This window comes from Ruegeria sp. HU-ET01832, assembly GCF_040371315.1.
In the GTDB taxonomy this organism is placed as follows: Bacteria; Pseudomonadota; Alphaproteobacteria; order Rhodobacterales; family Rhodobacteraceae; genus Ruegeria; species Ruegeria lacuscaerulensis_A.
The window spans coordinates 814,184-839,345 of record NZ_BAABWL010000002.1 but is presented as its reverse complement, the minus strand read 5'-3'; the positions used below and the strand labels follow the sequence as shown (position 1 = coordinate 839,345).

The following is a 25,162-nucleotide window of genomic DNA, read 5'->3' as shown; positions in this document are numbered from 1 at the left end:
GCATGTGATCCATGTTCATGGCCACTCCCAGAATAGCTATCGGAATTTCAACTGGTTGATGTTTTTCCCGTCTTCTAGAGCTGGCGGCGCAATTTGGCAGAAAATCGCAGAAGAATGGCAATTTCGCAAAAGCAATAAATTCGTATCGTCCAGATGTGCAACCCAGGGTGAAAAGTCTTAATAAATGATTAAGTGACGAACTATCGCGTGATGAGTGTGGAGCATGTTGTAGAATGACGGAGAACAAGGATCGCTTGACGGCTGAGGAAGCTAAGGGACTTCGGACCGCAAAAGAACTAGAAGGTCATCTTGCGTGGTTGGACACGTTTACCCCCGCGGCCTTGGGTGTCCTAGCCATCGCATCTGGGATCTACACCTATCTCGGCGTGTCCTCATTGCTCGAGGATAACGGTGCGGTTTCTTTCTTCGCAGCCGTTGCGTACTCAATCGCCGTCTCTGTCGGCATCTTCGTGTTTTGGAGCTACATGCTCCGTCTGCTGCCTTCAATGCGTACGGCTAGTGGATTCATTGGTCTGACGATCTCAACGATTGTTGGCTCTGTCGCCATTATCGCCATGTCTAGCTGGCTGAACGCAGCCGCACTCGCAGGCTCGGCAGCAGTCGAACAACACTTGGAAAACACTGTCCGTGACTACCAAGCTGCTCTCGAGCAAGCCCATGACATAGCTCTTAGCGGCCAAGCGTTGGGTCGGGAGGTGGAACGCGCCCGCCAGAGTTTTGAAGAACTGGCTGAACTCGAGCAGTCCGGAGACCTCTCAGGTACCGCCGGTCGGGGTGCCGTGTTTCGTGTTCTGACACAAAAAGCTGAGGAGTTGCGAAACCTTGAAGAGCAGATCGCGGCGCAGCAAGAACCTATCGAGGAAGCCTTCCAACAAGGCAACGAAATCCTCGCAAAGATGCGCGAGCTTACTGTAGCCCCCGGTCCAGTGGATCGCCGTTCGGTTCAGTTCTCCGAGGAAAGCGTGAAGCTGGCGGGTGTTATCTCGCGCCTCAACCAGTACAGCGTGGCACCACTTGTTGCTCGTGCTGCTGAGGACCTGCCATCCTCGGTTGTACTTCCAGAGCTTGATGGGCGCAGTTCCGACGTACGAGACGCGCAATCGTCCACAATCAACTCCGTTTTGAATGCGCTGGACCAACGCAGCAAGACACTCAAGAACGCTGCTGACGAGGTATTGGACATGGAGCCGCCTATAGAGACGGCGTACAACCCGATTTCCAGCGCCGATGCAGTAATCAAGTATGCCCACAACTTCGTACCTTCGTGGGCAGGAGCTATAGCCATCGACTTGTTGCCCGCCGTGTTGGTGTTTGTGCTGGCTATCACACAGGCCGCAATCCGCAGTGGTAAGGACGGTATGAGCATCGAGGATACTCTGACACTTGCTGACCTCAGAGCCGCAATGAACGCCATGAAGGACGTAGAGGCGACAATGGGCGTGGCCGACGCAGCTATCCTCAACCGTGCCACTCCACAAAAAGATGAAACGTGATGAACTTACTAAGTCGTCTCGATCCTCGTTCAGGGCTGCGCTACGTACTGATCCTGCAGCTCGCGATTGCGGGCGTTCTAATAGCGTCGGACGTATTTGGTGTATTGCCCAGCCCGTTCAAGGAGCGCGTTGAACTCCCGACTGGCCCGATATCTCCCGGCGATCAACGTCGAGAGTATCGCACTGATCGTAGCGATCCGTCGCTTTTGCCCCAGGATGGACCTCTGGACGTACCCGTGCCAGAGGCTTTTCCAAACCGATTGGACTTCTCAGTTCAGGAAGTCGAAGGGCTGGGGAGAATTCTTCTTCTTAGCGGCCAGATAGAGGTGGACGACTCGGCCCGCTTCGCTTCGTACCTGTCTGACATGCAGGAAAAGCCCGACCTTGTGGCTCTCCACAGCCCGGGAGGAGTGGTTTCCGAGGCACTGTCCATTGGTAAGCAGGTGAGAGGTGCTGAGCTTGCTACAGCAGTTCTAGCTGGCTCGATGTGTGTATCGTCATGTCCTTACGTTCTTGCAGGCGGTGAGGAACGCATCGTCTCTCTTCGCGGCATTGTAGGTATGCATCAGCACTACTACGACCAGCCTCGATTAATACCTGTCGTTTTCGCAGTAGAAGGCATCCAGAAGGGACAAGGAGAGACGATGCAGCATCTGATTGACCTGGGTGTGGACCCGTCACTGATGCTGTTCTCACTGAACACCCCACCCGAGGAAATCTATGCGCTTATCGAGGAAGAACTAATAGATACCCGCATAGCGACCCAAATAGTCGATTAACACGAGACACTGAGGACTTCGCCTTGTTCAAGAAGCTAACCATTGCCTTCGCATTTTTCGCCACTACCGCAGCCGCCGGTGGCCTCCAAGTGCGCGACGCGGACACGATCGTTGTCGATGGCACTCCTGTCCGTTTGAACGGCGTGGATGCGCCGGAGCTTGGCACTCGTTCTGGTCAGGATGCTAAACGCTGGATGGTGAACTATCTTCGCGGCAAGAACATCGAGTGCAGTCTTAATGGCGAACGCACCCATGATCGGTGGGTCGGTGTTTGCTACGCGGACGGACAAGACATTGGTGCTGCTGTGATTGCTGCGGGGCATGCTCTGGATTGCGCGAGGTACTCGGGGGGACGCTATAGGCATTTGGAGACATCCGCGGCCAAATCTCGGTTGAGACGCGCCGGGTACTGCCGGTAGGTACAATCGCTGGCTGGAAAGCGGCCATTCAGGCGAAAACGCTGAAAGTCCGCTTAGAGCCCAAAGCGGTCACCTTATCTTTCGAGCTTACGGCGGATTGGTTGACCTGAGTCAGCGTCTATTTTGAGTTCACCATCACCAACAACTAACGTGCCGTTTACGAGAACGGCTTGCACCCCAACAGCGGGTTGGTTTGCGTTTTCGTATGTGGCTAGATCCGCCACTGTCTTTTTCAGGTCACAAACCGGCACGTGAGTTTTATTCATATGTTTTTCAGGTGATTTCAGATCGCAAGATGGTCCTCAGAGATGTACTTTTGAGTAGTTCAAATCCCAACAAGATTGCACTTTATATGGCGTATACTCGCACGGTCAGAGGAAGCGCTCCCGGCACGATCGAGACGATTGATATGTTCGACTTGACGGAGACTTTAGATCAGATCAGCGCCGTTAACATCTTATACGACACCGCACCCGTCCGTTCAGATTTCGACGCCCCGGAAAATCGGATTGACCATTAGGAGTTGCATAACCGATAGTTCGAAGCCCTTAGGAATTTACCCACAGACTCGTGAGGCAATCCGCGGTTTTTCAAATTTTGGGGGATTCGACCTAGCGGCTGGTTTGTGAAGTACGATCGGCAGCTTCGTCCGCATAGCGGTCGTTCGCTGAATTTTGCTGAGTGTCCGCACCGAGCCCAAGGCAGACAATTTTGTTCCGAGAATTGCGCATTAATATACGATTGTTCATGCTGGAGGCATAAGCACGAAGTGAATTTGGAGGGGTTAGAATGGCTACCTACGAGGGCTTTGCGGAATTGGAAACGAAAGGTTGGTCTGACGATACAATTTCATCAGGCTACGTGACTATGTTCTCCGAAGCGAGTGACATGGCCATTCCTTCGATCTTGGCAAGTATTGGCAGCAATGAAAGGGTTCTCGATCTCTGTTGCGGACAAGGCAATGTCACCGAAGCAATTGCCAAGGCCGGGCACTTAGTAACCGGGGCAGATTTTTCTACAAAGATGCTTTCGCACGCACGCGATAGATTTCCAGCCGGAGAATTCATTGAAGCTGACGCACAAGACCTGCCTTTCGACGATGGGAGCTTTGAAAGTGTCGTCTGCAGCTTTGGCTTAATGCACGTTCCCGATCAGCCAAAAGCACTTTCGGAAATTCGTAGGGTTCTGAAGCCTCATGGGCAATTCATTATGACGTCATGGTGTGGTCCGGATGTCTCCCCGGTCTTTCAGGTATTTTACAGCTGCGTCCAAGAACACGGTGACCCTTCTGTTAAGATGCCTGACAGCCCGAACTTCCATCAATTTGCAAATCAGGAAGCGGCAAGTTCTATTTTGTCGGATGCGGGGTTCAACGTGGAAACCCAACAACAGATCGACTGCTTCTGGGTATTGGATAGTCCGGAAACCCTAGCTGAGATTTTCCAGAACGGGGCTCCTCGCGGTGGCTACTTGCTGTCGCAGCAACCAACAGAGAACAACTCGGCAATCAAGGCAGCGGTGGCCGAAAAAGTTCGCGAGCGCTTCGGTCACGGCGACAAGTGGCACGCGCCGCTTCCTGCATCTTTGATCGTCGCCCGCGCCAGTTAACCAAGGCGAACAACGACGGCTTCGTCCGCAACGAGCCCATACCTACCATTTCAGTCTCTAGGAAGGTCCATCATCATTTCATGCCACCGCACTCCACCGTGATCAGATTTGGATGGCTGAGTGTACCGATAGCCAAACTTCTCATAGAGGGGGACGTGGTGTTCTTTGCACATAAGATGGATGGTTTCTTTTTTCGCGTCAGTCATACGCTTAACGAATTCAGACATTAGCGTGGTGGACAAGCCAAGTCCCTGATGTGCCGGATCTACTACCACTGACATAATCACGACATTTGGAGCAGCCGGGTCATGCCCGATGAGTTCTTTGAAGTCTTCGTCAGACATTTCAACATCATACGCGCATCCGCTGTTTATGAAGCCAACGATCTGGTTGTCGACTTCGAGGATCAAAAAGCCTTGCGGATACTCAACGATGCGCTTGGAAATTTTTTCATGTGTCGCTGCTTCATCGCCGTCGTAGGCTAGCGTCTCGATTTCAAAGCAGCGGGTTGCATCCGTTGGTGAAGCGTTGCGAAAATTTTGGTTGCTCATGCCCATAATCAATCTGTGAATAAATCAATGATAAGGCTAATCGATTGTTCGGTTTAAAGCCAGTTCATGAGAAACGGCAGCATTGTCCGCACAGCAGGCATTCAGGTGAAATCCGCGAATGGCCGCATTGAGCCCAAAGCGGACGTTGCTTTTTCGAAGACGTCCGGGTCACCCTGCACAGTCGCAAGTAGTGCTGCGCCTTCCAGCGTCGCGAGCACTGCTAGTACGTCAGAAAGCGGATCGTCGCTGTCCGGAAATGCGCTGACAAGCCGATCGACCAATGCTGCAAAGAACATTCTTGCCGCCTCCGTTACCGGTTCAGGCAGAACTCCGCTTTCAGCTGCGAGTAGCCCACAAAGGCACATCTTTCCGTCCTGGCGCAAGCTTTCCGCGAAAAGCTCGCGTAGGCGCGCGACACGCGCATGAGACGGGCATTCATCCAAAGCGTCAAGAAAACGGGACGTGTAATTTCTGGCCAGTCGAGCGACCAGATCGGCCTTGGTCGGAAAGTAATGATGTACGCCTGCGCTGGTCAGCCCTGTGTCGCGCGCAAGGTCTCGGAACGAAAAGCCGTTGTAGCCGCCAGTGCGGACCCGCGCCTCGGCGGCGACGAGGATTTTCTCTTCTGATGTCATACCATCACCCTCGACAATTCTTGCCGCGCTGCATCCATGGCTTCAAGAGCGCCTTCGAGGAAACCACCGTGAGACGGAGCGGTTTCAGTTCCTGCAAAGATCACCCGCCGAGTAGGAGTTAGTTTGCTATACATAGGATGGGAGCTAAGCGGCTTGAGGTCGGCAGACGTGGCGGTTGCCATGTCGGCGCTCCAATCTTTGACGATTACGCCGAGCGGCTCGGCTGCTTTGGGGCCAAACAGGCGGACCAGTTGCGCCACCGCTTGCGCTTCGAATCCGGATTGTCGGGCCGTGCCGGGCATGGCAAAGCCGAACAGAGCACCCTGGGTGCCGTCCGTAAGCGACGCGTCATGGACTTCAGCCAGCGGACCTTGATGAGAGATTGCGTCGCCATTCAGGCCCGCGTCGCGCCAGAATGGAGTGTCGTAAACAGCAACGAGTTTGGCATGTCCGGCCATCCAAGTTGGAACATCCGGAACGACCGCCCCTATCTGTGCAGCGAGGCGCGGGGGTAGCGCCAAAACAACGAAGTCGGCGCGCAATGAAAACCCGTTTCCGCTCAAGGTCACGAATTCGTCTTCTTCGATCATACGCCGAACTTCGCGGCCAAGGCACAGCGTACCAACAACCTTTTGGGCGAGAGCGTCGGTTATCTGAGCGAGTCCGCCTGAAACGCGAAGCGCGTCACCCATGGGGGCGAAATCGAAGTCACGACGCACATTTCCCTGAGCATCCTCGAACGCCAATCGTCCATCGCTGTACTGTGGAAATGTTCGCAGCCCAAGCTCGTCTAGGAGGGATAGCATGCGGTGGTTGTGCGGCCAAATCCAAGCAGGGCCTAGGTCATAGCCGCCCTGTGAGAGAATGCGACCGCCTACTCGGTCGCGCGCCTCTAGCAAAAGCACGTCGCGCCCTTCAAGCTTCTGCGCATGCGCCAAAGCTAGGCCGGACAACCCTGCGCCGACGATGACAATCTCTGCGTTTCGCTTCATGCCGCGCTCTCTTCGACGTGACTAAGGTGGCCGGTCTTGATCCAGACTCGCACCCCGTTAGCGCCAGCGGTCGCCTCGAAACTCGCCCCGACGGGTAGGCGTAACCAATCCCAGCGGGACAGGGTATCGCCACCCTCGTTCAGGCTCCCATCAATCACAAAGACCTCAAGCCCGCCTGAGGCATCTAAAGAGCGCACTGTACCTGCATCCCAGTGTTCCATCGCTACAGTTTCACGTACATCTGTGTAAAGGGGCAACCTGGAGACACCATCTGCTGCTTCAATCCAGCTTGCCTTGCCGCTGTCGATCTGGACCTGGTCGCGGTCGCTAGCATCGAATTGGTGGAGCTTTACCAGAATTGTCGCGCCGTCCTGTGCTGCAGGTGTATGAGACGACGTCGGCGGGTTCCGCACGTAGGAACCAGTTGGAAAATCACCGTCTTCGTCCTTAAAAGTACCGTCAAGAACCAGGTATTCTTCGCCACCGTCATGCGTGTGGGAAGAGAAAGCGCTGCCAGGCGCAAAACGGACGATAGTGGTGGCGCGAGCTACTTCCTCTCCAATTCGGTCAAGCATTTTGCGCTCAACTCCGGGCATCGGGGATGCGACCCAATCGTTCTCTTCAAAATGTATAAGGGTACGTTCATTGAAGTTGGCGTTCACGCGCATGGTTTGGTCTCCCTCCATTGTCACTGTGTATGTGCAAATTGGCTATACTTACCTACTGATAGGTAAGTCGTTTCTCGACCTCACTATCGCAACGGTGATCACGCGTTCGTGAACCATTGGTTAAACCGCAGCGAATGGCGAATTTGTCCGCATGGCGGTCATTTAAAGCAAATAATCCAAAGTCTGGTATCCGAAGGAGCGGCCGTTCGCGCCTAAACTTCCGAACCCATTTTGAGATGACGAACGGCTGCTGCCGTCCGTCAAACCGTCAGATGTCGATCTTCTCCGAGATGCTCAACGCGTCGTCGAGTTCGACCCCAAGGTACCTGACCGTGCTGTCAACCTTGGTGTGTCCAAGCAGGAGCTGGACGGCCCGAAGGTTGCCAGTCTTCCGATAGATCAGCGCAGCTTTTGTCCGCCGAAGAGAATGCGTTCCGTACCCACAAGGATCCAGTCCGATGACCGACACCCAGCTGCGCACGAGACGTGCGTATTGCCGAGTCGAAATGTGCGATGAACTGTGGAACCTGCTTGGAAAGAGGAACTCGCAACCAAGCATGGCGGGCGATCTGACCCACTTTAAAATCGATCTTCGCGTGTTCTCGGACACTTCGAACTGAACTGGCCTGCCTGTCTTGCTCTGGACGATCGATACGCGGTCTCGAACTGCTCCGGCAACGACCAGATCCGCCACTTTCAGGCGAACAAGATCACAACCGCGAAGTTTGCTGTCGATAGCAAGATTGAACAGCACAAGGTTGCGCGGGTTCCCGGCGAGTTCGATCCGCGCACGAATTGCCCAAACCTGTCTTGGCAGGAGTGGACGTTTCTGACCAATTAGTCGTTTCTTGTTCCACGGCGGCTGAGACGGTCTGACTATTGGAAGCTGAATACTGGACATGGTGAAGTCTCCATCCAGCCCTCCCGCACCAGGCATCGGCACCTTGCCAACCAGCGCACTTTACTGACTTTGCCATCGTAGAAACCGATCGCGCGCATCTCAAACTGCAGTTTAAAACACTCAATGGCCGCTTCTGATCAAGTCGGACGTCCGATCAGAACGAGCCGATGACCGCTTTGCGGACAAAGCGGACATATTCTTGCGCCGAATCTTGTCATCCGTATGCTCATTTTGAAGACAGAAGAAACGGAGCATGCGCCTACATGAAGTTTTTCTCCCGCAGATCTTTCTGGTCGTTCTCAATGGTTTTGGTTTCGTTGACGACCGTACCAAGCCTTTCATTCGCACAAGTTTCGGAGAGTGTTACATCTCAAGTCATCTATGTTCCCTCTTATTCGCGAGTTTTCACGCAGGAGGGGCGCAGCGAACCGCTCGCGTCTACGCTAGTTGTGCACAACATTAGTCTTCAATCAGAGATCAAAGTTGAGCGTGTTGAATATTACGACAGAGCGGGGCAACTTCTGGAAACTCTCATAAATGAGCCCGTTCAATTGATGCCATTTGGGTCGATGAATGCGCTTGTACCTATTGGTAGCGTCGGAGACGGGATTGGCGCGAATTTCATAGTCACCTGGTCGGCAGAAGTTCCGGTACTACCCCCTATCGTAGAAGCGATCATGGTTGGAGGAAGCGGCACTCAAGGGATCTCGTTTACAAGCCGAGGTCAGGTGTTGACTCAAAAACCCTAACACCGACCACCACTTTGCTTCTATGTATCCAGCTCAATCATCAAAGTAATACTCAAGCACCAGTGACTGGCGTTGGCTTTGGGTTCCAGGCAGACATTGGTGCATTTGCTCAGAGGGCTATTCAGGACGGAAAGCAGTAAGAGCAGACCCAGGCAAAACAATAAATTGATCTGCTCCTTTATCGCCTTACGCTGGAAACACGGAGGTCAAACTCATGTACCGCACATTTGTTTCTGCAATCTTTGTGGCTATTGCCACGACCTGCTCAGCGCAGGACTACGATATAGTCATAACGAACGGGCGGGTCATCGATCCGGAGACAGGTTTGGAGGTGCCGTCAGACGAATTCGAACCAGTCTCAGTTTGCCGCGGAAACTGCGAACCTATCCGGAACAAAGTTGACGCCACTCGGCGAGAGCAGCGCTGCGGGTCAGCTTGAAGATGTCTCGGCTGGTGAGCGATCGTTCCTGGTTGAAGTGATTGTAGACGGAGGAATGGACGGAGGCGAATTTCTGTAAACTTCGCAAGCACCTGAAACGCTGAATCGCGCGTTCGCGTCGTCGAAAAGGTAGGTGCGAGTTCTCGACGCGGTTGTTGAGCCACCTGCCCTTCTGCTGTTTTTCCAGAGCGCCCAAATCTCTGAGCGCCGCCTTGTAGGATGCTAAGCGATCTGTGACTACTTCTTCAGCTTTGCCGTGGCGTTTCACTAATTTCTTAAGAAATTTCAACGCTGCAGCTTTGTTTCGGCGTTTTGTAACAATCGCTTCCAGCACTTCACCTTCGTGATCGACCGCACGCCAGAGATGGTGGCGTTTGCCATTCACCTTCACAAAGACCTCGTCCACGTGCCACTTCCAATTCGAGAATGCGCGCTGTTGCTGAACACGCGTTCGTCGGATCTCAGCGGCAAACACCGGCCCGAACCTGCGCCAAGAATATCGGACAGTTTCATGGCTGACATCGATCCCGCGTTCATGCAGTAGGTCTTCAACATTCCGAAGCGAGAGCGGAAATCGGATGTACAACATCACCGCAAGGCGGATGATCTCAGGGCTGGATTTACGGCCCTATCGGAGAACCTCGCTCCCGAGGAAACAATTGACCTTCTCAACACCTTCTACACGTTGATGTTCGAGGCTGTTACTAGCAACGGCGGAATTGTCAGCCTGATGCTGGGAGACGGTTTGATGGCTCTTTTCGGAGTTCCGCAACCGCTGCCAAACTCCGCGCAAAGTGCGGTGGCGGCAGGGCATGAAATGCACAACATGATTGAGATTTTGAATCTCGAACGGCGCTCAGAAGGGAAAAGTAACCTAAAAATCGGTATCGGAATAGCTACTGGAGAAGTGGTCGCCGGCTATGCCGGTACGGACAATCGAGCGACGTATACTTGTATCGGATCGACCGTGAACCTTGCTGCTCGCCTCGAGGCAGAAACGCAGAAAAACGGAAGCCGTATTTTGATTGATCAAGAAACCTACGATCTGTTGGAAGGGGCAAATGTGTTGGAGACATTTGGTAGAACAAAGATCAAAGGTTTCTCTGATCTGTTCGATATCCATGCACTATGACCATTCGTGCAACCTGACAAGCGCATCTACATCGGGCGTAGTTGCGCTCGTTGCTTTGCTTTTCGCCCGATGATTTTCGTTTTTGACTCAGGGCTTGGAGGCTAGATATTGTCAGACTTTGCAAAATCCACTTTCTGCGCATTGCTGTAATTGGGGTATCGCGCAGCATCGGTCAAAGTGGACTCCGAATTAGACAGTCGCCGCACTCGGTGTGAGCGACTGCTATGCGGACAAAGCCGACACTCATCGACACAACTTTCACTGCACTGAAAATGCGTGACTAATTCGGTGCACACCAGAACATATCAATGCGGCCTCCAGCTCGAAAACACGTTGTAGTTTCTGGTTTTTACATCGCGCTATAGCAGCGGCGCTGGATGAAAATTCTCTCACGGCATTGTTGCTTCAAGAACCAATAGTTGCCGATAGTGTTTAGCTTAGCCGCCGCAATCTTGTTGAGCGGGAGATACAATCAAAAACTGGATTTCAGTTGTTGGTGAGTCTAATCTACCCTGTTTAGGGAGGGGCGTGCATGAAACGAAGACTTGCTGCAATATTTGCAGCAGATGTCGTGGGTTACTCGCACCTCGTCCGCGCGAATGAAGAACGGACGTTAGAGCACTTGCGCGAACTACGGCAAAACGTCATCGAGCCCGCCTTTGCAAAACACGAAGGTCGAGTGGTCAAATGGATGGGCGACGGAGTACTGACGGAGTTTGCAAGCGCTGTCGACGCGGTTTCATGCGCCTACGATATTCAAAAATCCATCCATTCACGCAACGGAAACTTCCCAGTTGATGAGGAGATTATTTTTCGCGTCGGCATCAATATCGGTGACGTCGTCGTGGAAGGCGACGACATTCATGGCGATGGGGTCAACGTGGCCTCAAGGTTGGAGACACTTTCCGATCCTGGCGGGATTTGCATTTCGGCGTCAGTCCATGAACAAATCAAGCACCGGCTGAATGTGCATTTTCAAGACGCGGGTGACCAGCTAGTTAAAAACATCGTTGAGCCAATCCGCGTCTGGAAATGGGTGGGCGAGGCGAATGATGTCAAAACTATTCAAAAGCCCACATCGGATTCAGAACTAATTTCGGCCCCTCGCCTGCCAGACATTCCGTCTTTAGCTGTTTTGCCATTTGACAATATGTCAGGCGATGCCGAGCAGGAGTACTTCGCAGATGGCATGACAGAGGACCTGATCACCGACCTCTCAAAATTGTCTGGCTTGTTAGTTATCGGTCGCAACTCTTCTTTTGTTTACAAAGGCAAGGCAGTAGATCTGAGACGCGTCGGCAAGGAGTTGGGTGTGCACTATGTTCTTGAGGGCAGTATCCGTAAGGCAGGCAACCGGGTTCGCATGAACGCTCAGTTAATTGAAACAGCGAATGGAAGTCACGTCTGGGCCAATCGCAGAGACGGAACGCTGGAAGATATTTTTGACCTGCAAGACGAGATTACAAGAGAAATTGTCGACGCGCTGTCTATACAATTGCGGGAAGGCGAGGAAAATCGTCTTGGCAGTCAATACACAAAAAACACTGAAGCGCGTGACTGGTTTCTCAAAGGCCGACTGCGCTATCGTGAACCGGGTCCGCAAGCCAACGCCGAAGCGCAGGTAATATTCACCAAAGCTTTAGAAGCTGACCCAAACTTCGCCTATGCTATGGCCGTTAGAAGCTACTTAAAATTCCATGCTTGGTTTTTCAAGTGGAACAGCCACCACAATGCGTTCGACGAAGCATTGGCTGAGGCCGAACGTGCCGCCAAGATAGACCCAAACCTTGCTGCCGCCCACGCGTTTCTGGGTTGGATGCATATGTGGGGCGATGGGTTCGAAAGAGCTCTTTCTGAGCATGAAACAGCCTTATCATTGGACCCTAATTCCTCTGATGGACATCTGTGGCAGGCTTCTTCACTTATCTACGCGGGAACACCGGAGTTAGCAATTGCGCCAATGGACCGGGCTATGCGGCTAGAACCACATACTCCGCCCATTTACCTTCTTAATTATGGTCACCTAATGTTGCAGCTTGACCGTTATGAAGAAGCTATCGAATACTTGCAGGCAGCAATACGAAACGCGCCTCAGTTTCCTATGAACTATATATTTTTGTCGGCGGTAAGAACGGCGCAGGGAAAATTACAAGAAGCAGAGGAGGCCGGTTCGATACTTCTCGAATTGATCCCTGTAGCTACGGTATCCACGCTGAATTCCCAATTGCCCTATGCAAAGGAAGAGCACAGACTAAAGATTGTGGCGGGCCTGAAAGCCGCAGGATTGCCGGATTAATGAGACGTAAAGAAGCCCGTTCGAGGCTCGATGCGGTCATTTTCTAAATCGTGGCAGATGTCTACTTTGAAGACATTGCAGGCTTTTTCTTTGTGGCAAACAATCCTTAGCCTAAAGTGGTAGCAACACGACGTGACCTTCATCGGCTCTCCACTGGATTAATCAATATGGCAAAGCATACCGTCTATCATATCCCTGTATGCCCCTTTTCTCAGCGTCTTGAGATTCTGTTGGCACTTCGAGGTCTGCAAGATGCAGTTGAATTCCGCGTCGTGGACATCACGAAACCTCGCGATCCAGAGCTTCTAAGAAAAACACGAGGAACAACGGCGCTTCCAGTTCTCGAAACCGCAGAAGGTCAGATTGTAAAGGAAAGTCTGGTTATTCTTCGTTACCTTGATGAAGTACTTGAGGGGCCAAAACTGCGGCGCTCTGACCCCGGCGAACATGCAGTGGAGTCTATGTTGATTGCCAAGGAGGGTCCATTCACGATGGCAGGCTATGTCTATGTCATGAACCAGGACCAAGGGCAGAAAGATGCGCACAACGAAAAGCTGCTTGCACTGTACCGCGATCTCAACGACTTCCTGCTTGCCCACAATCCGGACGGGGTATTCTTATTTGATGAATTCGGATTAGCAGAGGCGGTTTTTACGCCGGTATTCAAGCGTTTTTGGTTTCTTGACTACTATGAGGATTTCGAATTGCCGATTGGCGACGATTATGCCCGTGTCAAAAAATGGAGAGCTGCCTGTTTGAAACACGCAGCGACTGATCAGGTGACGGAAGAAGAGATTCTTAAACTATATTATGATTACGCACTGGGCGCAGGGAACGGTGCATTGGTGGACGGTCGAAAAATGTCCAGCTTCACGTTTGAACCACATTGGAAAACCAGACCTATGCCTCCGCGGGACAAGTATTCTGGATCGGTTTCAGACGAAGAACTTGGTTTGGTTGTCGCCAATGCGGGACTAGGACCAGCCCGCACAAATTAGGCTTACCTAAATCCAACCTCCTGATGGCATTCATCATGGGTGAAAGCTCGCCCTATGCAATCGGCTTCAGGAGGTTGGAAAGAACTCTACAAATCACTTTTTGCCTGCAGATCAAACGGAAGTTTCGTTAATGAAGCGAAAGTGGAGCGGCATAGTTTTTGGATTTTCTCAAAGTAATGTATAATCTCAAATTGTTGGGACTTTAAAAGAGTATTTTATTGTTGACCGGTTCACACCCAACGTTGGGGGGACAAATTATGCATAAACTAATCATAGCTATTTCAGCTATTTCTTTTCCGTTTGCGGCGATGTCCGAACCGAGTTTGGAACGTGGTGAATACCTCGTCCGTGGTCCTGCGGCGTGCGGAAATTGCCATACACCTCAAGGACCAAGTGGGCCTGATATGTCCAACGAGTTGGGCGGTATGATGGTTGAAAAGAACGACATGATGGAGGCCTGGGCTGTCAACATAACACCCGGTAGCCGGGTTGCGGATTGGAGTGACGAAGAGCTTGCCCGAGCGATACGCGAAGGTATTCGTCCAGATGGTACGGTCATAGGGCCGCCTATGCCGATCGGCTTATATCGCGGCCTGAGTGACGACGACGTCATGTCGATGGTTATGTTTCTCAGAACAATGCCTTCGAGTGGCAATGAGACGCCCGGTTCAACGTATGGCTTTCCACTTCCTCCGGACTACGGTCCGCCGATTGATACCGTTTCAGCGCCACCACAAGGCGCAACTGTCGAATATGGCGCATATCTCGCAGGGCCAGTCGCGCATTGCACGGAATGCCATACGACATTCGGCCCCAAGGGTCCTATGTTCGAAACTCATCTTGGCGCAGGTGGGTTCGAGTTCCATGGACCGTGGGGGGTATCCGTCGCTCCCAATATCACCAGCCACGAAGATGGGTTGATCGGATATACGGATGAAGAGCTGAAAACCATGATCGTTTCGGGTGAACGCCCAGACGGGACACAAATGCAACCGCCGATGGGTTACGCCTACTATGCGACAATGGCGCCCGAAGACCTTGAGGCTATCGTGATGTATCTACGCACCATCCCGCCTCTACCCGATCCCTAATTTTTCGTACGAGAGGTCGCTAGGGGTGGCACATTGTGGTACAGCTATTTGTTTGGCGTCTGGGGGGCTGAGCGAGATAGATCTTAGTGTTTTGGTGTCCGCTTTGGGCTCGAAGCAGACATTCGCCGAAATGTCGCGAGCGACCGCTTTGCGGACAAAGCTGCCGATAAGTCATTTTGTCGGGATGTGTGACAACGGCCCATTGCGGACATTTAGGACGGAATTCAAATGCTGCGGTGGCATACCGGTCTGCGGACATCCGCAATAGTGGCGCAAGCTCTTCATTGTTCACTGATTCCGCCAAGCCACGTTCGTGTCGCTTCAAGCCCCTTGCGCAAGATAGAAAACATCTGCTCAATTTCACTTTCGCTGATGATAAGGGGCGGTGAAAGAACACACATGTTGATAATAGGTCGAACTAATAACCCACGTTTTTGGCATTCTATATCGATCTGGCCGCCAATCTCGTAGTCGCATCCCAGATCACTCCGGGGATCACCATCGACTGAGCATTGTACGCATCCCATCAACCCCATCCCGCGCACATCGGCAACGATATCAATCTGTCGCAAATGCTGCAGCTGATCCTGAAAAACCGGAGCGACCTTTTGAACGTGTTCGAGAAGTTTTTCCCGCTCTATGATCTCAATGCTCTTCAAACCCGCAGCCGCGCTAACCGGATGACCAGAATAGGTGTAGCCATTTGAGAAGGTCGCATCTTTTCCTCCAACGTCTGCGATCAATCGGTCAGAGATAACCGCGGCACCCATCGGCGCGTACCCAGATGTTATTCCTTTGGCACAAGTGATTATGTCAGGCTGAATGCCGAAAACAGCATCTGACGAAAACCAATGGCCCAATCGCCCAAATGCCGTCACCACTTCGTCGGAGATATATAGAACATCATACTTCTTGCAGATGTTTAGGCAGCCTTTGTGGTATCCATTCGGCGGCACGATCACGCCGCCAGATGCCAGAACCGGTTCGGCGATAAAAGCGGCAACGTTTTCGGGGCCAAGAGCTACAATGGCGTTTTCAAGATCGGAAATTTTCTCCTTTAGAAAACTCTCGTCGCTTTGACCAGGTGAACGGTAGAGCGGATTCACGTCGGGCAGGAAATGTGCGAGGTCATCCGCCTTGTCTAGCCAAAGCCTGTCACGCTCTTTTCCACTGACGCTGGCCGCCAGATAAGTGCTTCCGTGATAGGCTTTTTGCCTTGAAATGATCTTCTTTTTCTCGGGCCGACCCAAAAGGTTGTTTCGAAAGTGGACAAAGCGGATGGCCGTATCCACCGCAGTCGAACCGCCGGTGGTAAAAAAGACATTGTTCAAGTCGCCCGGCGCACGTTTGGCGATTTCGCGTGCGAACAGCGCGGCAGTTGAGTTGGCGTTGTTGAAGGGAGAGAAATAGGCGAGGTTTCGAGCCTGCTCAGCCATGGCCTCGGCCATCTCCTCTCGCCCATAACCGATCTGAGTGCACCACATCCCGCCTGGTCCGTCGATCAAGCGTTCGCCTATTTCGTTAACCACATGGATGCCGCTGGCACCTTCGATAAAAGTGCGGTCGCTTTTGCCCAAAGTTGCCATTCCTTCCCACGGGTGCAGGAAATGGTCGTTGTCCCAGTGCTTGGCGTTAGAGTTATCCACGGCGGGCCATGCTTTCTGCGCTCATCACAATTGGGAACTCTTCGCGCACCTGAGCGTCTGAGGCGCCGAAGTAGTTGGGGAAATGGCTGTCGAGAATGGAATTGGCCTTGTCACGGGCGCGGTCCAATAGATCAGTTTTGCCTTCGTTTTCCCATGTATCTGTACGCTCACGATCCATGAGCCGCGGGTAGACAAATTCGGTGTTCATATAGTTCAGCGTGTGAGGGTTACCGAGGAAATGACCTGGGTCGATGGCACACTGGTGGATCACATCTACCGCCATGGTTTCATCCGTGACCTCTATCCCGCGCAACGATCGCAGGATCATACCACCCGCTTCGTCATCGATGACCATACTTTCAAAGCTGCATCCCATCAGGCTACCCATCATACCGCCGAACTCGCACAAACGATTGGCACCGGCATGGGCGGCAAGCGTGAAGGTCAGTGCTTTTTCCAACCCGTATTGCGCGTCGGGTATTTTTGCATCGGTCATGCCTGCGCCAACGGATGTGGGAAGGCCGTAGAAATTGCCCATCTGAATGGCTGCCGCCCCGATGAGAGCCTGTTCACCGCTGCCGCCGGTGAACGATCCGCTACGCAGGTCTGTGATGAAGGGCCAGGCGGCAAAGCAGACCGGACAGCCCGGTGTGATGAGGTTTACAATGGCAACACAGGCCAGCGTTTCGGCCACGGTTTGCACCAGTGTTCCCGCAAGCGTCGCGGGGGCTGTGGCCCCGGCCTGAGGAGGCACGGCCAGATCGACAGTTAGACCAAGTTTGGCAGTATCAATCAGGATTTCCATGTTCTCCTTGCCGATCCGCAAGGGGGAAACCATTGGGCAGCCGCCAAATATGACGCTTGGCTTCTTCATGAAAGCCCCTTCACCACCGTGAGCCAAATCAAACATGCGGATGGCATGCGGGATATGGCTGCGGTCGCGAAAGGTCAGACAGGCAGGCTTTTGGCTGCCTGCGAGCATCGCATATATGGTGTTCATGTCGTGAGCGAAATCATCGGTCACGTCGGTGGCCAAAACTGTGTCGCCCAGCATATGGATGTTGTCCAAGCGGTCCACTAGTCGGGTGAAATCATAAACGTCGCGCAGAACCGATGGACGATAGGACTTGGTCTCGGAATCGAAGGTTGTGACGGCGGTGCCAGAGTTGGCGAAATAGACACTCTCGGCCGAGCAATGCATGTCGTCTTTGCCTGCACGCTCACCGCGGGCATAGACATAAAACTCTCTGGCGGCAGCCGCCAGGATGTCTTCCATAAGGGCGCGGGGGAAGCACAGCCTATTGAGGTCATTCAAAACTGCGCCTTTGGGAAGCACCAGATCAAGCAATTCCGGGAAATGGTCGGTAACGCCCGTGTTTTCCACAACGGTTAAGGCCGCTTGATGGATGTTCTCCATATCTGCTTGGGTCAGCGGTTTATAGCGGCCGCCACTTAGGCCTCCACGTACGGCCTCATTGCCCGTGGTAGCCTGTTGAACCTTGATGCGCGCGGCGCGTCCGCCGCCGCCGCGACGGCGTGATTTTGCCTCAGCCATGACCGGACATCCTTTGTTCTGGGTCCGGGCTGATCATGTTGAAATAGAAATCGTAGAAGTCCTGGATCGAGGTTTCCATCTCGCCCAAGGGGCCCGGTTGGAAGTATTGAGAATTTACGCCGGACTGGTTGTGGCGAATGATGCGTTCGTCATCCAAAGATGTGACATGCCAAAGCCAGGTCAGGTCTTCTTTGTCGTAGTCTTCGCCTTCTTCGGCGTCAGCGCGAACCAGCCAGACCACCTGAATGTCGGTTTCCTGTAAGCCTCGTGGAATGAAGCGGTAGCCGACCATGTGATCCGAATAAATCAGGAACCAATTCAACGGACCAATATCAAAGTCAGTTGCGCCACCGTCGAAGCCTTTGAGCGTTCCAAGCAATGGTGCAAGTGCCTCGCCCGATTGGCTGCCGGTTTTGTAGCCTTGGTAAAGCGGATAGCGACGATAGTACCCGCTGGTAAATGGGGTCAGCGCAGCGTCGCCGACAAGAGTCAATTCATTGGGTGACAGCCCGGCTTCTACAGCCCTAGCCTTTAGCGGTTCGACCAAACCAGCCATGTCTTGCGGTGATTTCAAGCTATGGGAGCGAGAATACTCTTTGTGAGCTGGCCCGCAGTGGTAGCATTCAAGGTAGTTCTCAACCGCTAGTTTCCAATTCGCGGGAACAGGAAATGACGCGGTATGCGCTACTTTCAAATCGTTCAGGCCATAGGGTTCGACGAGTGGCTCAAGTTTGCTGAGGACAGGATCAAGTGATGGGGTGTTTGCATCGGCACAGACAAAGATCAGGCCCTTGAAGACACTCACCTGAACGGGAAGAAGCCCAAACTTTGACGGGTCGAATTGTTCCCCCATATTGTGGCTTGCACGAAGTTTTCCTGATAGCTCATATGTCCATGCGTGGTAGGGGCAAACAAGAACGCGGGCGTTGCCGGATTGTTCAGTGCAGACGCGAGATCCGCGATGGCGGCAGACATTCAAATGAGCACGAATGTCGCCATCGCGGTCGCGAACAACGATAATGCTCTCCGGGCCATAGTCTAACAGGAAGTAGTCACCGGGGCTTGGGATTTGACTGACGTGACCTGCCCAAAGCCAGTTGCGGTTCCAGACCCTGGCGATGTCATAGTTATAGATGTCTTGGGAGGTATAGAATTCGCGCGGCAGGGCGTGGCCGTACTGGTGCGAGGCTATCAGCGCATCCAACTCAAACGGTCGGCTGTTCATCTCGTTTCCTCCAAATCGATTATCTCGCGGCGAAACCAATCCTGGTCTGCTTCTGCCTTGGGGCGTTCAAAATCACGGGCCGCGCGGTGGCCCGCGAAGACTGCGTCGACGATCAGCCCTGGAGAAGCGGCATCGCCAATAAGTTCGACGGTTTTCAACCTGAGCCCGCGCAAGCTGTCATATAGCGTCGTCTCACGCTGACGTTCAGTGACCAGAATTGTCGAGGCACATGGAATATCCATTTCGCGACCAGTAAAGGCACAACCGATGCGGGCCATGTCACCTTGAACCGCCGTCAGCACCTGATTGCAACGAATGTCGATACCAAGCTCCATCAGACGGGCCTGAATGCGAGGCTGCTCCAAAGTATTGATGGAGTAAGCTGAAACCAAATTCTCCGGCGTGACAAAGACCACCTGGTATCCTGCCGTCGCCAGTTTTTCGGCGATCACTCCTGCCAGATAGATATGATCGTCATCATAGATCATGACCGGGCCATCAGGCGGTAGAACACCATTCATTATGTCATCAGGCGTCAGCACATTGGCGCTTTGCTCGATCTGTGGCACATGGCGCTGGGTGTTACGGCCCATGCCGTCGGTTCGCCAAAGGCTGCCGGTGGCTACAAAGACGTGTTCGACGCCCAGCTCTGCCACTTGATCGCCATCAAGCCTGCTGTCAGTGAAAAGCTGAACGTTGCCGCGTTGCTTTAAATCATGCAGACGATAGTCGACGACGCGGGACCAAGCTGCGAGGCCGGGAAGTTTGCTTTCCTTCGTAACCCGCCCGCCCAATTCGGCTGACGCTTCGGCCAAGGTCACCTGATATCCTCGCCTTGCCAACTGCATGGCGCATTCAAGACCGGCAGGGCCACCGCCAACAACCAAAGTATCCGCGTTGCTCTTTTTCGGCGCGATGATCTCGGGGTGCCAACCGCGTCGCCATTCCTCACCCATCGTAGGGTTTTGAGTGCATCGGATCGGGATACCCAGATTGTCCGACGACACGCAGATATTGCAGCCGATGCATTCGCGGATTTCGTCGATCCTGCCTTCCCCGATCTTTTTTGGTATGAAAGGGTCCGCAATGGATGGCCGCGCGGCACCGATAAGGTCGACAATTCCTTTTTTGACCATCGACAGCATCATGTCGGGGGACGTCAGGCGACCGACACCAACCACAGGTTTTTGGGTGATCTGTTTAACGTGGGACAGAAACGCGTTCTGATATCCGTCCTCTGGCTGAAAACGAGTCGTGGCACTGTCATTGGACCAGTCAGCCACATTCACATCCCATAGGTCAGGAAGATCGGCCAAAAGCTCGACAACGGCGCGGCCTTCTTCTGCTACCTGCATGCCCCCGGCACCCATCATCTCATCAATAGCAAAACGGAACGCCACAGCGCAGCTGTCGCCCACGGCTTCGTGAGTGTCTTCCAGCAGTTCACGTGTCAGACGCACGCGATTTTCGAGCGACCCACCATATTCATCGCTACGCTGGTTCATATGCGGCAGCATGAAATGTTGCGCCAATGTCATGTTGTGCCCGGCATACACATAAATGATGTCAAATCCGGCATCTTTCGCGCGCAAGGCGGACTCGCGGTGCCAACGGCGAAATTCCCGAATGTCGGCTTTATCCATAGCCCGCGCCTGCTTGGGGTGTGTAGTGTCGACAGACATTTCGGAAGGTGCAAGAACCGGGGCGCGGGTAAGCAGGTTTTGCGCATGATTGCCGTTATGAACCAGCTGGATAGCCGCCAGCGCACCATGTGCATGCACTGCGTCTGTCATCAGCCGCAACGCGGGCACATCGCGCGCGTCCCATAGCCGCCCTTCGGCGTAAGGAGAAAGGTCAGAAGTCGGGTGAATCTCGGTCTCCTGATTGGAAACCACCGCCCACCCGCCTTCGGCCTTCATTCCACGAACGGCAGCATCCGCCCTTGGTCGGAGGTGCCCCAGCCCGGTGCAATGAGGCACCTGATAGAAGCGGTTCCTGGCAGTGACTGGCCCTATCTGAACCGGTTCCAAGAGCATAGCATATGGGTTCGCGTCTGGCATGTTCACGCGTTTTCCTGTGTTTGTGTTCCAGGGCTGGTTGGCCCCGGAGATACTGTTGAATCAGAAGCCGGCTTTGATCCGTTCAAACTCCGCCAGCATTTTTGCCTCAAGCTCGGGGTTCACCGCATCAAAGAACAAACTGCCCTCGAAGAAGCTTTTTGGATCGGAGAAACCATAGGCTTCGATGTTGGCCTGATCGGCAACTTCGAACGCTTTTGCGTTCGAATGCGGGTAGCCCCAGTTGTCGATGATGTACTGACCGCTGGCCGGGTCGGTAAGCGCGTTCAACAGATCATAGACCTGATCGACCGGTGTCGTGGATGATTTCAGATGCACGTAGCCGCACGCCCAGGTCGCGATACCCTTGTCGACGTCTCGCATCATCGCGGCAGGCACCTCATTCCAGATCAGGTTTAGTTCTGACTGGTTCCAGGCCCAACCGAATTCGATCTCGCCGCTGGTCATGGCCTGGTCAAACTGACCTGCGTCGGACCAGTAAAAGCGCATGTTCGGGTGGATCGAGCGCAGGAAGTCAGACGCTTCCTTGAACTGCTCATCGCTCAAGTTGGTGTAGTCGTCAGCATTTCCAGTAGCCAGCGCCGCTAACGCATAAGCAGATGATGCGGCATCCGGGATAGCGATCTTACCGGCATAGGCCGGGTCGGCCAGCAATTGCAGTGAGATATCGTCCCCCGAGATCTTGTCGGTGCGATAGATAAGACCCGTGTTCCCCCATTCGAACGGCAACATGTAAAGCTGGCCGTCCAGAACGATGGCGTCGACCTCCTTGATCTCGGGCAGCACATCCGCCCAATTGGTCAGCTTGCTTTCGTCCAGCGGCTGAATCAGATCGGCTGCGACCCATTTTCTGACCGCGTCGGAACAAGGATGCGCTAAATCAGCTGTAAATCCGGAGCTTAGCTTGGTAAAGGCTTCTTCCTGGCTACCGAAATAGGAATAGCTCGGTGCTTCATTCCCGTATTTTTCCATGTAGCTGGCAAAGAATCCCGGGTCTTCATATCCCGACCAGTCAAATACCGTCAGATCAGCTCCACCGGCGCTGGCGCTTCCTGTACTTATTGCCGTCGCACATGCGAAGGCCGCAATTCCCTGAAGTTTCAATTTTTTTCCTCCCATTGTCTTATTCTGTGTCAGTGCCAAGATCGATCACGCTGGCGCTTTGGACTCCCAGCCAAACTGCGTCGCCGCGATTGAAATCAACCGTGTGAAAGTAGTTCGGAACCGAGACCGAGATCGGCTTGTCGGTTTCCGCAACCTGAATGTGGTAGTGAATGTTCTCGCCATAGAAGGCGACGTTGCTGACTTTGCCCTGAACAGTTGATGGATAGTCTTCGGGTTTTTCAGAGGTGATTTCCAATTGTTCGGGTCGAATACCGATGTTCATATCTCGGGCGCTGGTTGCGACGTTGGGGTTTTTTTCAATCTCCATTTGGCCAAAGGCCTTCGCGTCGATTGAAAGCGTATCGCCATTTTCCTCAAGCAACTGGGCAGGCAAAATGTTCATCTCACCGATGAAACTGGCAACCTGCTGATCGCAGGGCCGGGCGTAAAGCGTTGTTGGCGTATCCACCTGCTTTAGCCGCCCATTGAACATCACGCCAATGCGGTCAGACATTGTCATCGCCTCGTATTGGTCGTGTGTGACCATCACAAAGGTGATACCCAGCGATTGCTGCAGATTACGCATTTCAAATTGCATCTGCTCGCGCAGCTTCTTGTCCAAGGCCGACAAGGGCTCATCTAGCAACAATACTTTGGGTCGCATGATCAGCGCACGGGCGAGCGCCACCCTTTGCCGCTGCCCGCCTGACAGCTCACTTGCGCCGCGATCCTCAAGACCGCCCAGCTCGACCATTTCCAAGGCTTCGGCCACACGCTGGTCGATTTCGGCCTTGGGGGCCTTGCCACGTAATCCATAAGCCACGTTGTTTCCAACATTCAGGTGCGGGAAGATGGCGTAGCTCTGAAAAACCATGTTCGTCGGGCGGTTGTTGGCAGGCACACCATCCATATCCTGACCGTCGATCAGTACGGTGCCTTTGGTCGGCTCTTGGAAACCAGCGATCATCCGCAATACCGTGGTTTTGCCGCATCCCGATGGGCCGAGGAGTGAGAAAAACTCGCCTTCCTTGAGATCGAGGTCGATCCCGCTAGCCGCAAGAAAAGTGCCATAGCGTTTCTCGACGCCCCTGAGTTCGATGATGTTTTTTTCTGTCATTGGACCCCTGATGCGGATGAGCGGCGCCGGAAATACTCGGCCAGCACCAAAAGTAGAACCGATGAAAGCAGCAGGATAGAGCCTAAGGCCAAAACGTTTGGAAGCTTGGCGGGGAAACGAATCTGGCTCCAGATGTAGACTGGCAAGGTTGGTTGGTTGCCGGACAGGAAAAAGGCGAGCACGAACTCGTCGAAGCTGACTGTGAAAGTGACCAGCAAACTTGCGACGATACCCGGGGAAACGACCGGAAGCGTCACGCGGCGGAAGGTGTCGAACACGCCGACACCTAGATCGTATGATGCTTCCTCCAGCGACGCATCGAAGTCATCAAACGCAGACTTCAGGATCGAGACGGAAAACGGCAGCGCAAGAAATGTATGACCCAGAACGACGGTCAGCAAAGACGGCTTAAGGCCGATAAACAAAAACAGAACCAGCATTGAAGAAGCGACGATAATGCCCGGTATAACCAAAGGCAGCATCACCAGACCTTCGGCAGCACGCTGACCCCGAAAACGGTACCGAACAAAGGCGCGGGCGGCGAACAATCCCATAGCGGTAGAAAGAAGTGCCACGACGGTGCCGACGCCAAGCGAATTCCAAAGGGCCTGGATCAAGGTATCCTGTTCGCCCAGCTTCCGATACCAGTCCAGCGTCCAGCCCTTGATGGGAAAGGCAACGATTGTGCCGCTGTTGAATGAAAACAAGGGCAGAAAAAGGACCGGCAAGTAAAGAAAAACCAAATACAGAAAGGCGTAGGCTGTCAGGGTCGAAGGGCGTCTCATCTTATCCGCCTCCCTAGCCGGGTGGCGGTAATTACAAACACTATAGCGACAAAGCCAACCGATAGCATCGCGATCAGTGAAAGGGTGGCGCCGAGTGGCCAGTTGTTGGCGGCCCCGAACTGCACCTGAATAAGGTTGGCGATCATCTTTCCATCCGACCCGCCAACCAGTGCCGGGGTCACATAGTCACCTACCGTGGGAATAAATATGATCAGACAAGCAGCAATGATCCCCGGGATGGTTAGTGGCAGCGTCACCCGCATGAAGCGTTGAAAAGGGCTGTTACCGAGGTCGGTGGCGGCTTCTAGTAAGCTCGGATCGATCTTCTGCAATGAGACATAGATCGGCAGGATCGCAAATGGCGCCCAAGCATGGGCAAGCGTCAGCACGACTGCAAATTCATTGTAGAGAAGGAAGTCGAGCGGTTCGTCGATCAGACCAAGCATCAGCAGTGCAGAATTCATTACGCCGTTGAACCCCAGGATGAGTTTCCACGCAAATACACGCAGGAGGTAGCTAGACCAGAATGGAATGGTGATGAGCAGAAGCCAGATGGTCTTTTTACGGGCCTTCATCGCGATGAAATAAGCGATGGGATATGCCAATGCGACAGTAACTGCTGTAACTGCTCCGGCAATCCAGATCGACCTTAGCATTAAGTGTCTAACCAGAGGATCAGCAAACGCGTCGCTATAGTTTTTTAGTGTCGGCGTCTTGTCGAGCGTTACGTAGGTTTGCGTCCAGAACGAATAGGCGATCAGGATCAACAACGGAGCCGCCACCAGAAAGCCCACATAAGCCGTGGCTGGTGCGCTGAGGGTATAGCCCCGGGATGCTTCGCTACGAAAGATTACCCAAACTCCCATCCGGATTTTCACGA

The 25,162-nt window shown here is 53.3% G+C and carries 23 protein-coding genes; 9 read left to right on the top strand and 14 right to left on the bottom strand.

The features are described from left to right. The first annotated feature begins 233 nt into the window (after window positions 1–233). From ABWV79_RS09345 to ABWV79_RS09330, 4 genes are all read left to right on the top strand, one after another. Window positions 234–1,514, top strand: a complete 1,281-nt coding sequence (locus ABWV79_RS09345) for a hypothetical protein (protein ID WP_170385602.1) — start codon at window positions 234–236, stop codon at window positions 1,512–1,514. Then, entirely contained in the window at window positions 1,514–2,293 is a 780-nt protein-coding gene (locus ABWV79_RS09340; protein ID WP_353391540.1) for a COG3904 family protein, read from the top strand. Before ABWV79_RS09345 ends, ABWV79_RS09340 begins: the two co-directional genes overlap by 1 nt. A gap of 23 nt (window positions 2,294–2,316) precedes the next feature. Next, window positions 2,317–2,712 (top strand): thermonuclease family protein, encoded by a 396-nt coding sequence (locus ABWV79_RS09335; protein WP_170647186.1) that lies wholly within the window; start codon window positions 2,317–2,319, stop codon window positions 2,710–2,712. A gap of 789 nt (window positions 2,713–3,501) precedes the next feature. Next, the gene (locus tag ABWV79_RS09330) at window positions 3,502–4,320 is read left to right on the top strand and encodes a class I SAM-dependent methyltransferase (protein WP_353391537.1); all 819 of its coding nucleotides are present in this window, start codon (window positions 3,502–3,504) and stop codon (window positions 4,318–4,320) included. Between the two features lie 50 nt (window positions 4,321–4,370). Here the strand turns inward: ABWV79_RS09330 and ABWV79_RS09325 are convergent, their stop codons facing one another. The 5 genes from ABWV79_RS09325 to ABWV79_RS09305 all read right to left on the bottom strand — a co-directional run bounded on the left by ABWV79_RS09325 (window position 4,371) and on the right by ABWV79_RS09305 (window position 8,067). After that, window positions 4,371–4,871 (bottom strand): GNAT family N-acetyltransferase, encoded by a 501-nt coding sequence (locus ABWV79_RS09325; RefSeq protein ID WP_353391535.1) that lies wholly within the window; start codon window positions 4,869–4,871, stop codon window positions 4,371–4,373. 101 nt (window positions 4,872–4,972) lie between these two features. Continuing rightward, the gene (locus ABWV79_RS09320) at window positions 4,973–5,506 is read right to left on the bottom strand and encodes a TetR/AcrR family transcriptional regulator (protein ID WP_353391533.1); all 534 of its coding nucleotides are present in this window, start codon (window positions 5,504–5,506) and stop codon (window positions 4,973–4,975) included. Continuing rightward, window positions 5,503–6,498 carry a flavin monoamine oxidase family protein gene (locus ABWV79_RS09315; RefSeq protein WP_353391531.1) on the bottom strand — a complete coding sequence of 332 codons (996 nt, stop codon included), beginning with the start codon at window positions 6,496–6,498 and terminating at the stop codon, window positions 5,503–5,505. Before ABWV79_RS09315 ends, ABWV79_RS09320 begins: the two co-directional genes overlap by 4 nt. Then, complete coding sequence (locus ABWV79_RS09310; protein WP_353391530.1) at window positions 6,495–7,166, bottom strand: cupin domain-containing protein; 672 nt, start codon at window positions 7,164–7,166, stop codon at window positions 6,495–6,497. Before ABWV79_RS09310 ends, ABWV79_RS09315 begins: the two co-directional genes overlap by 4 nt. A 268-nt stretch (window positions 7,167–7,434) precedes the next feature. Continuing rightward, the gene (locus ABWV79_RS09305) at window positions 7,435–8,067 is read right to left on the bottom strand and encodes a tyrosine-type recombinase/integrase (protein ID WP_353391529.1); all 633 of its coding nucleotides are present in this window, start codon (window positions 8,065–8,067) and stop codon (window positions 7,435–7,437) included. 263 nt (window positions 8,068–8,330) lie between these two features. On the opposite strand from ABWV79_RS09305, the gene ABWV79_RS09300 reads away from it, so the two are divergent. Beyond that, window positions 8,331–8,816 (top strand): DUF3124 domain-containing protein, encoded by a 486-nt coding sequence (locus ABWV79_RS09300; RefSeq protein WP_353391528.1) that lies wholly within the window; start codon window positions 8,331–8,333, stop codon window positions 8,814–8,816. A gap of 383 nt (window positions 8,817–9,199) precedes the next feature. On the opposite strand, the gene ABWV79_RS09295 is transcribed toward ABWV79_RS09300, so the two are convergent. Beyond that, window positions 9,200–9,844, bottom strand: coding sequence for an IS6 family transposase (locus tag ABWV79_RS09295; RefSeq protein ID WP_502949858.1), 645 nt, complete (start codon window positions 9,842–9,844; stop codon window positions 9,200–9,202). Between ABWV79_RS09295 and ABWV79_RS09290 the strand changes: the two genes are divergently transcribed. From ABWV79_RS09290 to ABWV79_RS09275, 4 genes are all read left to right on the top strand, one after another. After that, a complete protein-coding gene (locus ABWV79_RS09290) occupies window positions 9,809–10,387 on the top strand; it encodes an adenylate/guanylate cyclase domain-containing protein (RefSeq protein WP_353391725.1) in 579 nt (192 codons plus the stop codon). The two genes, ABWV79_RS09295 and ABWV79_RS09290, sit on opposite strands and share 36 nt — an antisense overlap. 532 nt (window positions 10,388–10,919) lie before the next feature. Continuing rightward, window positions 10,920–12,683 (top strand): adenylate/guanylate cyclase domain-containing protein, encoded by a 1,764-nt coding sequence (locus ABWV79_RS09285; RefSeq protein ID WP_353391526.1) that lies wholly within the window; start codon window positions 10,920–10,922, stop codon window positions 12,681–12,683. 167 nt (window positions 12,684–12,850) lie between these two features. After that, window positions 12,851–13,681 (top strand): glutathione S-transferase family protein, encoded by an 831-nt coding sequence (locus ABWV79_RS09280; protein WP_353391525.1) that lies wholly within the window; start codon window positions 12,851–12,853, stop codon window positions 13,679–13,681. A gap of 404 nt (window positions 13,682–14,085) precedes the next feature. Beyond that, entirely contained in the window at window positions 14,086–14,772 is a 687-nt protein-coding gene (locus tag ABWV79_RS09275; protein WP_353391524.1) for a c-type cytochrome, read from the top strand. A 281-nt stretch (window positions 14,773–15,053) separates the two neighbouring features. Here the strand turns inward: ABWV79_RS09275 and ABWV79_RS09270 are convergent, their stop codons facing one another. From ABWV79_RS09270 to ABWV79_RS09235, 8 genes are read right to left on the bottom strand one after another with little or no spacing between them, the layout of a single operon-like run. After that, the gene (locus ABWV79_RS09270; RefSeq protein WP_353391723.1) at window positions 15,054–16,358 is read right to left on the bottom strand and encodes an aminotransferase class III-fold pyridoxal phosphate-dependent enzyme; all 1,305 of its coding nucleotides are present in this window, start codon (window positions 16,356–16,358) and stop codon (window positions 15,054–15,056) included. A gap of 52 nt (window positions 16,359–16,410) precedes the next feature. Continuing rightward, window positions 16,411–17,973, bottom strand: coding sequence for a trimethylamine methyltransferase family protein (locus ABWV79_RS09265; protein WP_171239178.1), 1,563 nt, complete (start codon window positions 17,971–17,973; stop codon window positions 16,411–16,413). Then, window positions 17,966–19,198 carry an aromatic ring-hydroxylating oxygenase subunit alpha gene (locus ABWV79_RS09260; RefSeq protein WP_171125941.1) on the bottom strand — a complete coding sequence of 411 codons (1,233 nt, stop codon included), beginning with the start codon at window positions 19,196–19,198 and terminating at the stop codon, window positions 17,966–17,968. Before ABWV79_RS09260 ends, ABWV79_RS09265 begins: the two co-directional genes overlap by 8 nt. Continuing rightward, entirely contained in the window at window positions 19,195–21,258 is a 2,064-nt protein-coding gene (locus tag ABWV79_RS09255) for an oxidoreductase (RefSeq protein ID WP_353391521.1), read from the bottom strand. The genes ABWV79_RS09260 and ABWV79_RS09255 overlap by 4 nt, the downstream gene beginning before the upstream one ends. Window positions 21,259–21,318: 60 nt before the next feature. Continuing rightward, window positions 21,319–22,380, bottom strand: coding sequence for an extracellular solute-binding protein (locus tag ABWV79_RS09250; RefSeq protein ID WP_234899375.1), 1,062 nt, complete (start codon window positions 22,378–22,380; stop codon window positions 21,319–21,321). A gap of 19 nt (window positions 22,381–22,399) precedes the next feature. After that, window positions 22,400–23,497, bottom strand: coding sequence for an ABC transporter ATP-binding protein (locus tag ABWV79_RS09245; protein WP_170752059.1), 1,098 nt, complete (start codon window positions 23,495–23,497; stop codon window positions 22,400–22,402). Continuing rightward, window positions 23,494–24,282 carry an ABC transporter permease gene (locus ABWV79_RS09240; RefSeq protein ID WP_170752062.1) on the bottom strand — a complete coding sequence of 263 codons (789 nt, stop codon included), beginning with the start codon at window positions 24,280–24,282 and terminating at the stop codon, window positions 23,494–23,496. The genes ABWV79_RS09245 and ABWV79_RS09240 overlap by 4 nt, the downstream gene beginning before the upstream one ends. Further along, window positions 24,279–25,148 (bottom strand): ABC transporter permease, encoded by an 870-nt coding sequence (locus ABWV79_RS09235; RefSeq protein WP_170549885.1) that lies wholly within the window; start codon window positions 25,146–25,148, stop codon window positions 24,279–24,281. Before ABWV79_RS09235 ends, ABWV79_RS09240 begins: the two co-directional genes overlap by 4 nt. Window positions 25,149–25,162: the final 14 nt, after the last annotated feature.

Excerpts from the sequence above, each read along its gene's own strand:
- ABWV79_RS09345 (WP_170385602.1), top strand. The coding sequence starts at position 234 with ATGACGGAGAACAAGGATCGCTTGACGGCTGAGGAAGCTAAGGGACTT.
- ABWV79_RS09340 (WP_353391540.1), top strand. The coding sequence starts at position 1,514 with ATGAACTTACTAAGTCGTCTCGATCCTCGTTCAGGGCTGCGCTACGTA.
- ABWV79_RS09330 (WP_353391537.1), top strand. The coding sequence starts at position 3,502 with ATGGCTACCTACGAGGGCTTTGCGGAATTGGAAACGAAAGGTTGGTCT.
- ABWV79_RS09325 (WP_353391535.1), bottom strand. The coding sequence starts at position 4,871 with ATGAGCAACCAAAATTTTCGCAACGCTTCACCAACGGATGCAACCCGC.
- ABWV79_RS09320 (WP_353391533.1), bottom strand. The coding sequence starts at position 5,506 with ATGACATCAGAAGAGAAAATCCTCGTCGCCGCCGAGGCGCGGGTCCGC.
- ABWV79_RS09315 (WP_353391531.1), bottom strand. The coding sequence starts at position 6,498 with ATGAAGCGAAACGCAGAGATTGTCATCGTCGGCGCAGGGTTGTCCGGC.
- ABWV79_RS09310 (WP_353391530.1), bottom strand. The coding sequence starts at position 7,166 with ATGCGCGTGAACGCCAACTTCAATGAACGTACCCTTATACATTTTGAA.
- ABWV79_RS09305 (WP_353391529.1), bottom strand. The coding sequence starts at position 8,067 with ATGTCCAGTATTCAGCTTCCAATAGTCAGACCGTCTCAGCCGCCGTGG.
- ABWV79_RS09300 (WP_353391528.1), top strand. The coding sequence starts at position 8,331 with ATGAAGTTTTTCTCCCGCAGATCTTTCTGGTCGTTCTCAATGGTTTTG.
- ABWV79_RS09295 (WP_502949858.1), bottom strand. The coding sequence starts at position 9,844 with ATGTTGTACATCCGATTTCCGCTCTCGCTTCGGAATGTTGAAGACCTA.
- ABWV79_RS09285 (WP_353391526.1), top strand. The coding sequence starts at position 10,920 with ATGAAACGAAGACTTGCTGCAATATTTGCAGCAGATGTCGTGGGTTAC.
- ABWV79_RS09280 (WP_353391525.1), top strand. The coding sequence starts at position 12,851 with ATGGCAAAGCATACCGTCTATCATATCCCTGTATGCCCCTTTTCTCAG.
- ABWV79_RS09275 (WP_353391524.1), top strand. The coding sequence starts at position 14,086 with ATGTCCAACGAGTTGGGCGGTATGATGGTTGAAAAGAACGACATGATG.
- ABWV79_RS09270 (WP_353391723.1), bottom strand. The coding sequence starts at position 16,358 with ATGGCAACTTTGGGCAAAAGCGACCGCACTTTTATCGAAGGTGCCAGC.
- ABWV79_RS09265 (WP_171239178.1), bottom strand. The coding sequence starts at position 17,973 with ATGGCTGAGGCAAAATCACGCCGTCGCGGCGGCGGCGGACGCGCCGCG.
- ABWV79_RS09260 (WP_171125941.1), bottom strand. The coding sequence starts at position 19,198 with ATGAACAGCCGACCGTTTGAGTTGGATGCGCTGATAGCCTCGCACCAG.
- ABWV79_RS09255 (WP_353391521.1), bottom strand. The coding sequence starts at position 21,258 with ATGCCAGACGCGAACCCATATGCTATGCTCTTGGAACCGGTTCAGATA.
- ABWV79_RS09245 (WP_170752059.1), bottom strand. The coding sequence starts at position 23,497 with ATGACAGAAAAAAACATCATCGAACTCAGGGGCGTCGAGAAACGCTAT.
- ABWV79_RS09240 (WP_170752062.1), bottom strand. The coding sequence starts at position 24,282 with ATGAGACGCCCTTCGACCCTGACAGCCTACGCCTTTCTGTATTTGGTT.
- ABWV79_RS09235 (WP_170549885.1), bottom strand. The coding sequence starts at position 25,148 with ATGGGAGTTTGGGTAATCTTTCGTAGCGAAGCATCCCGGGGCTATACC.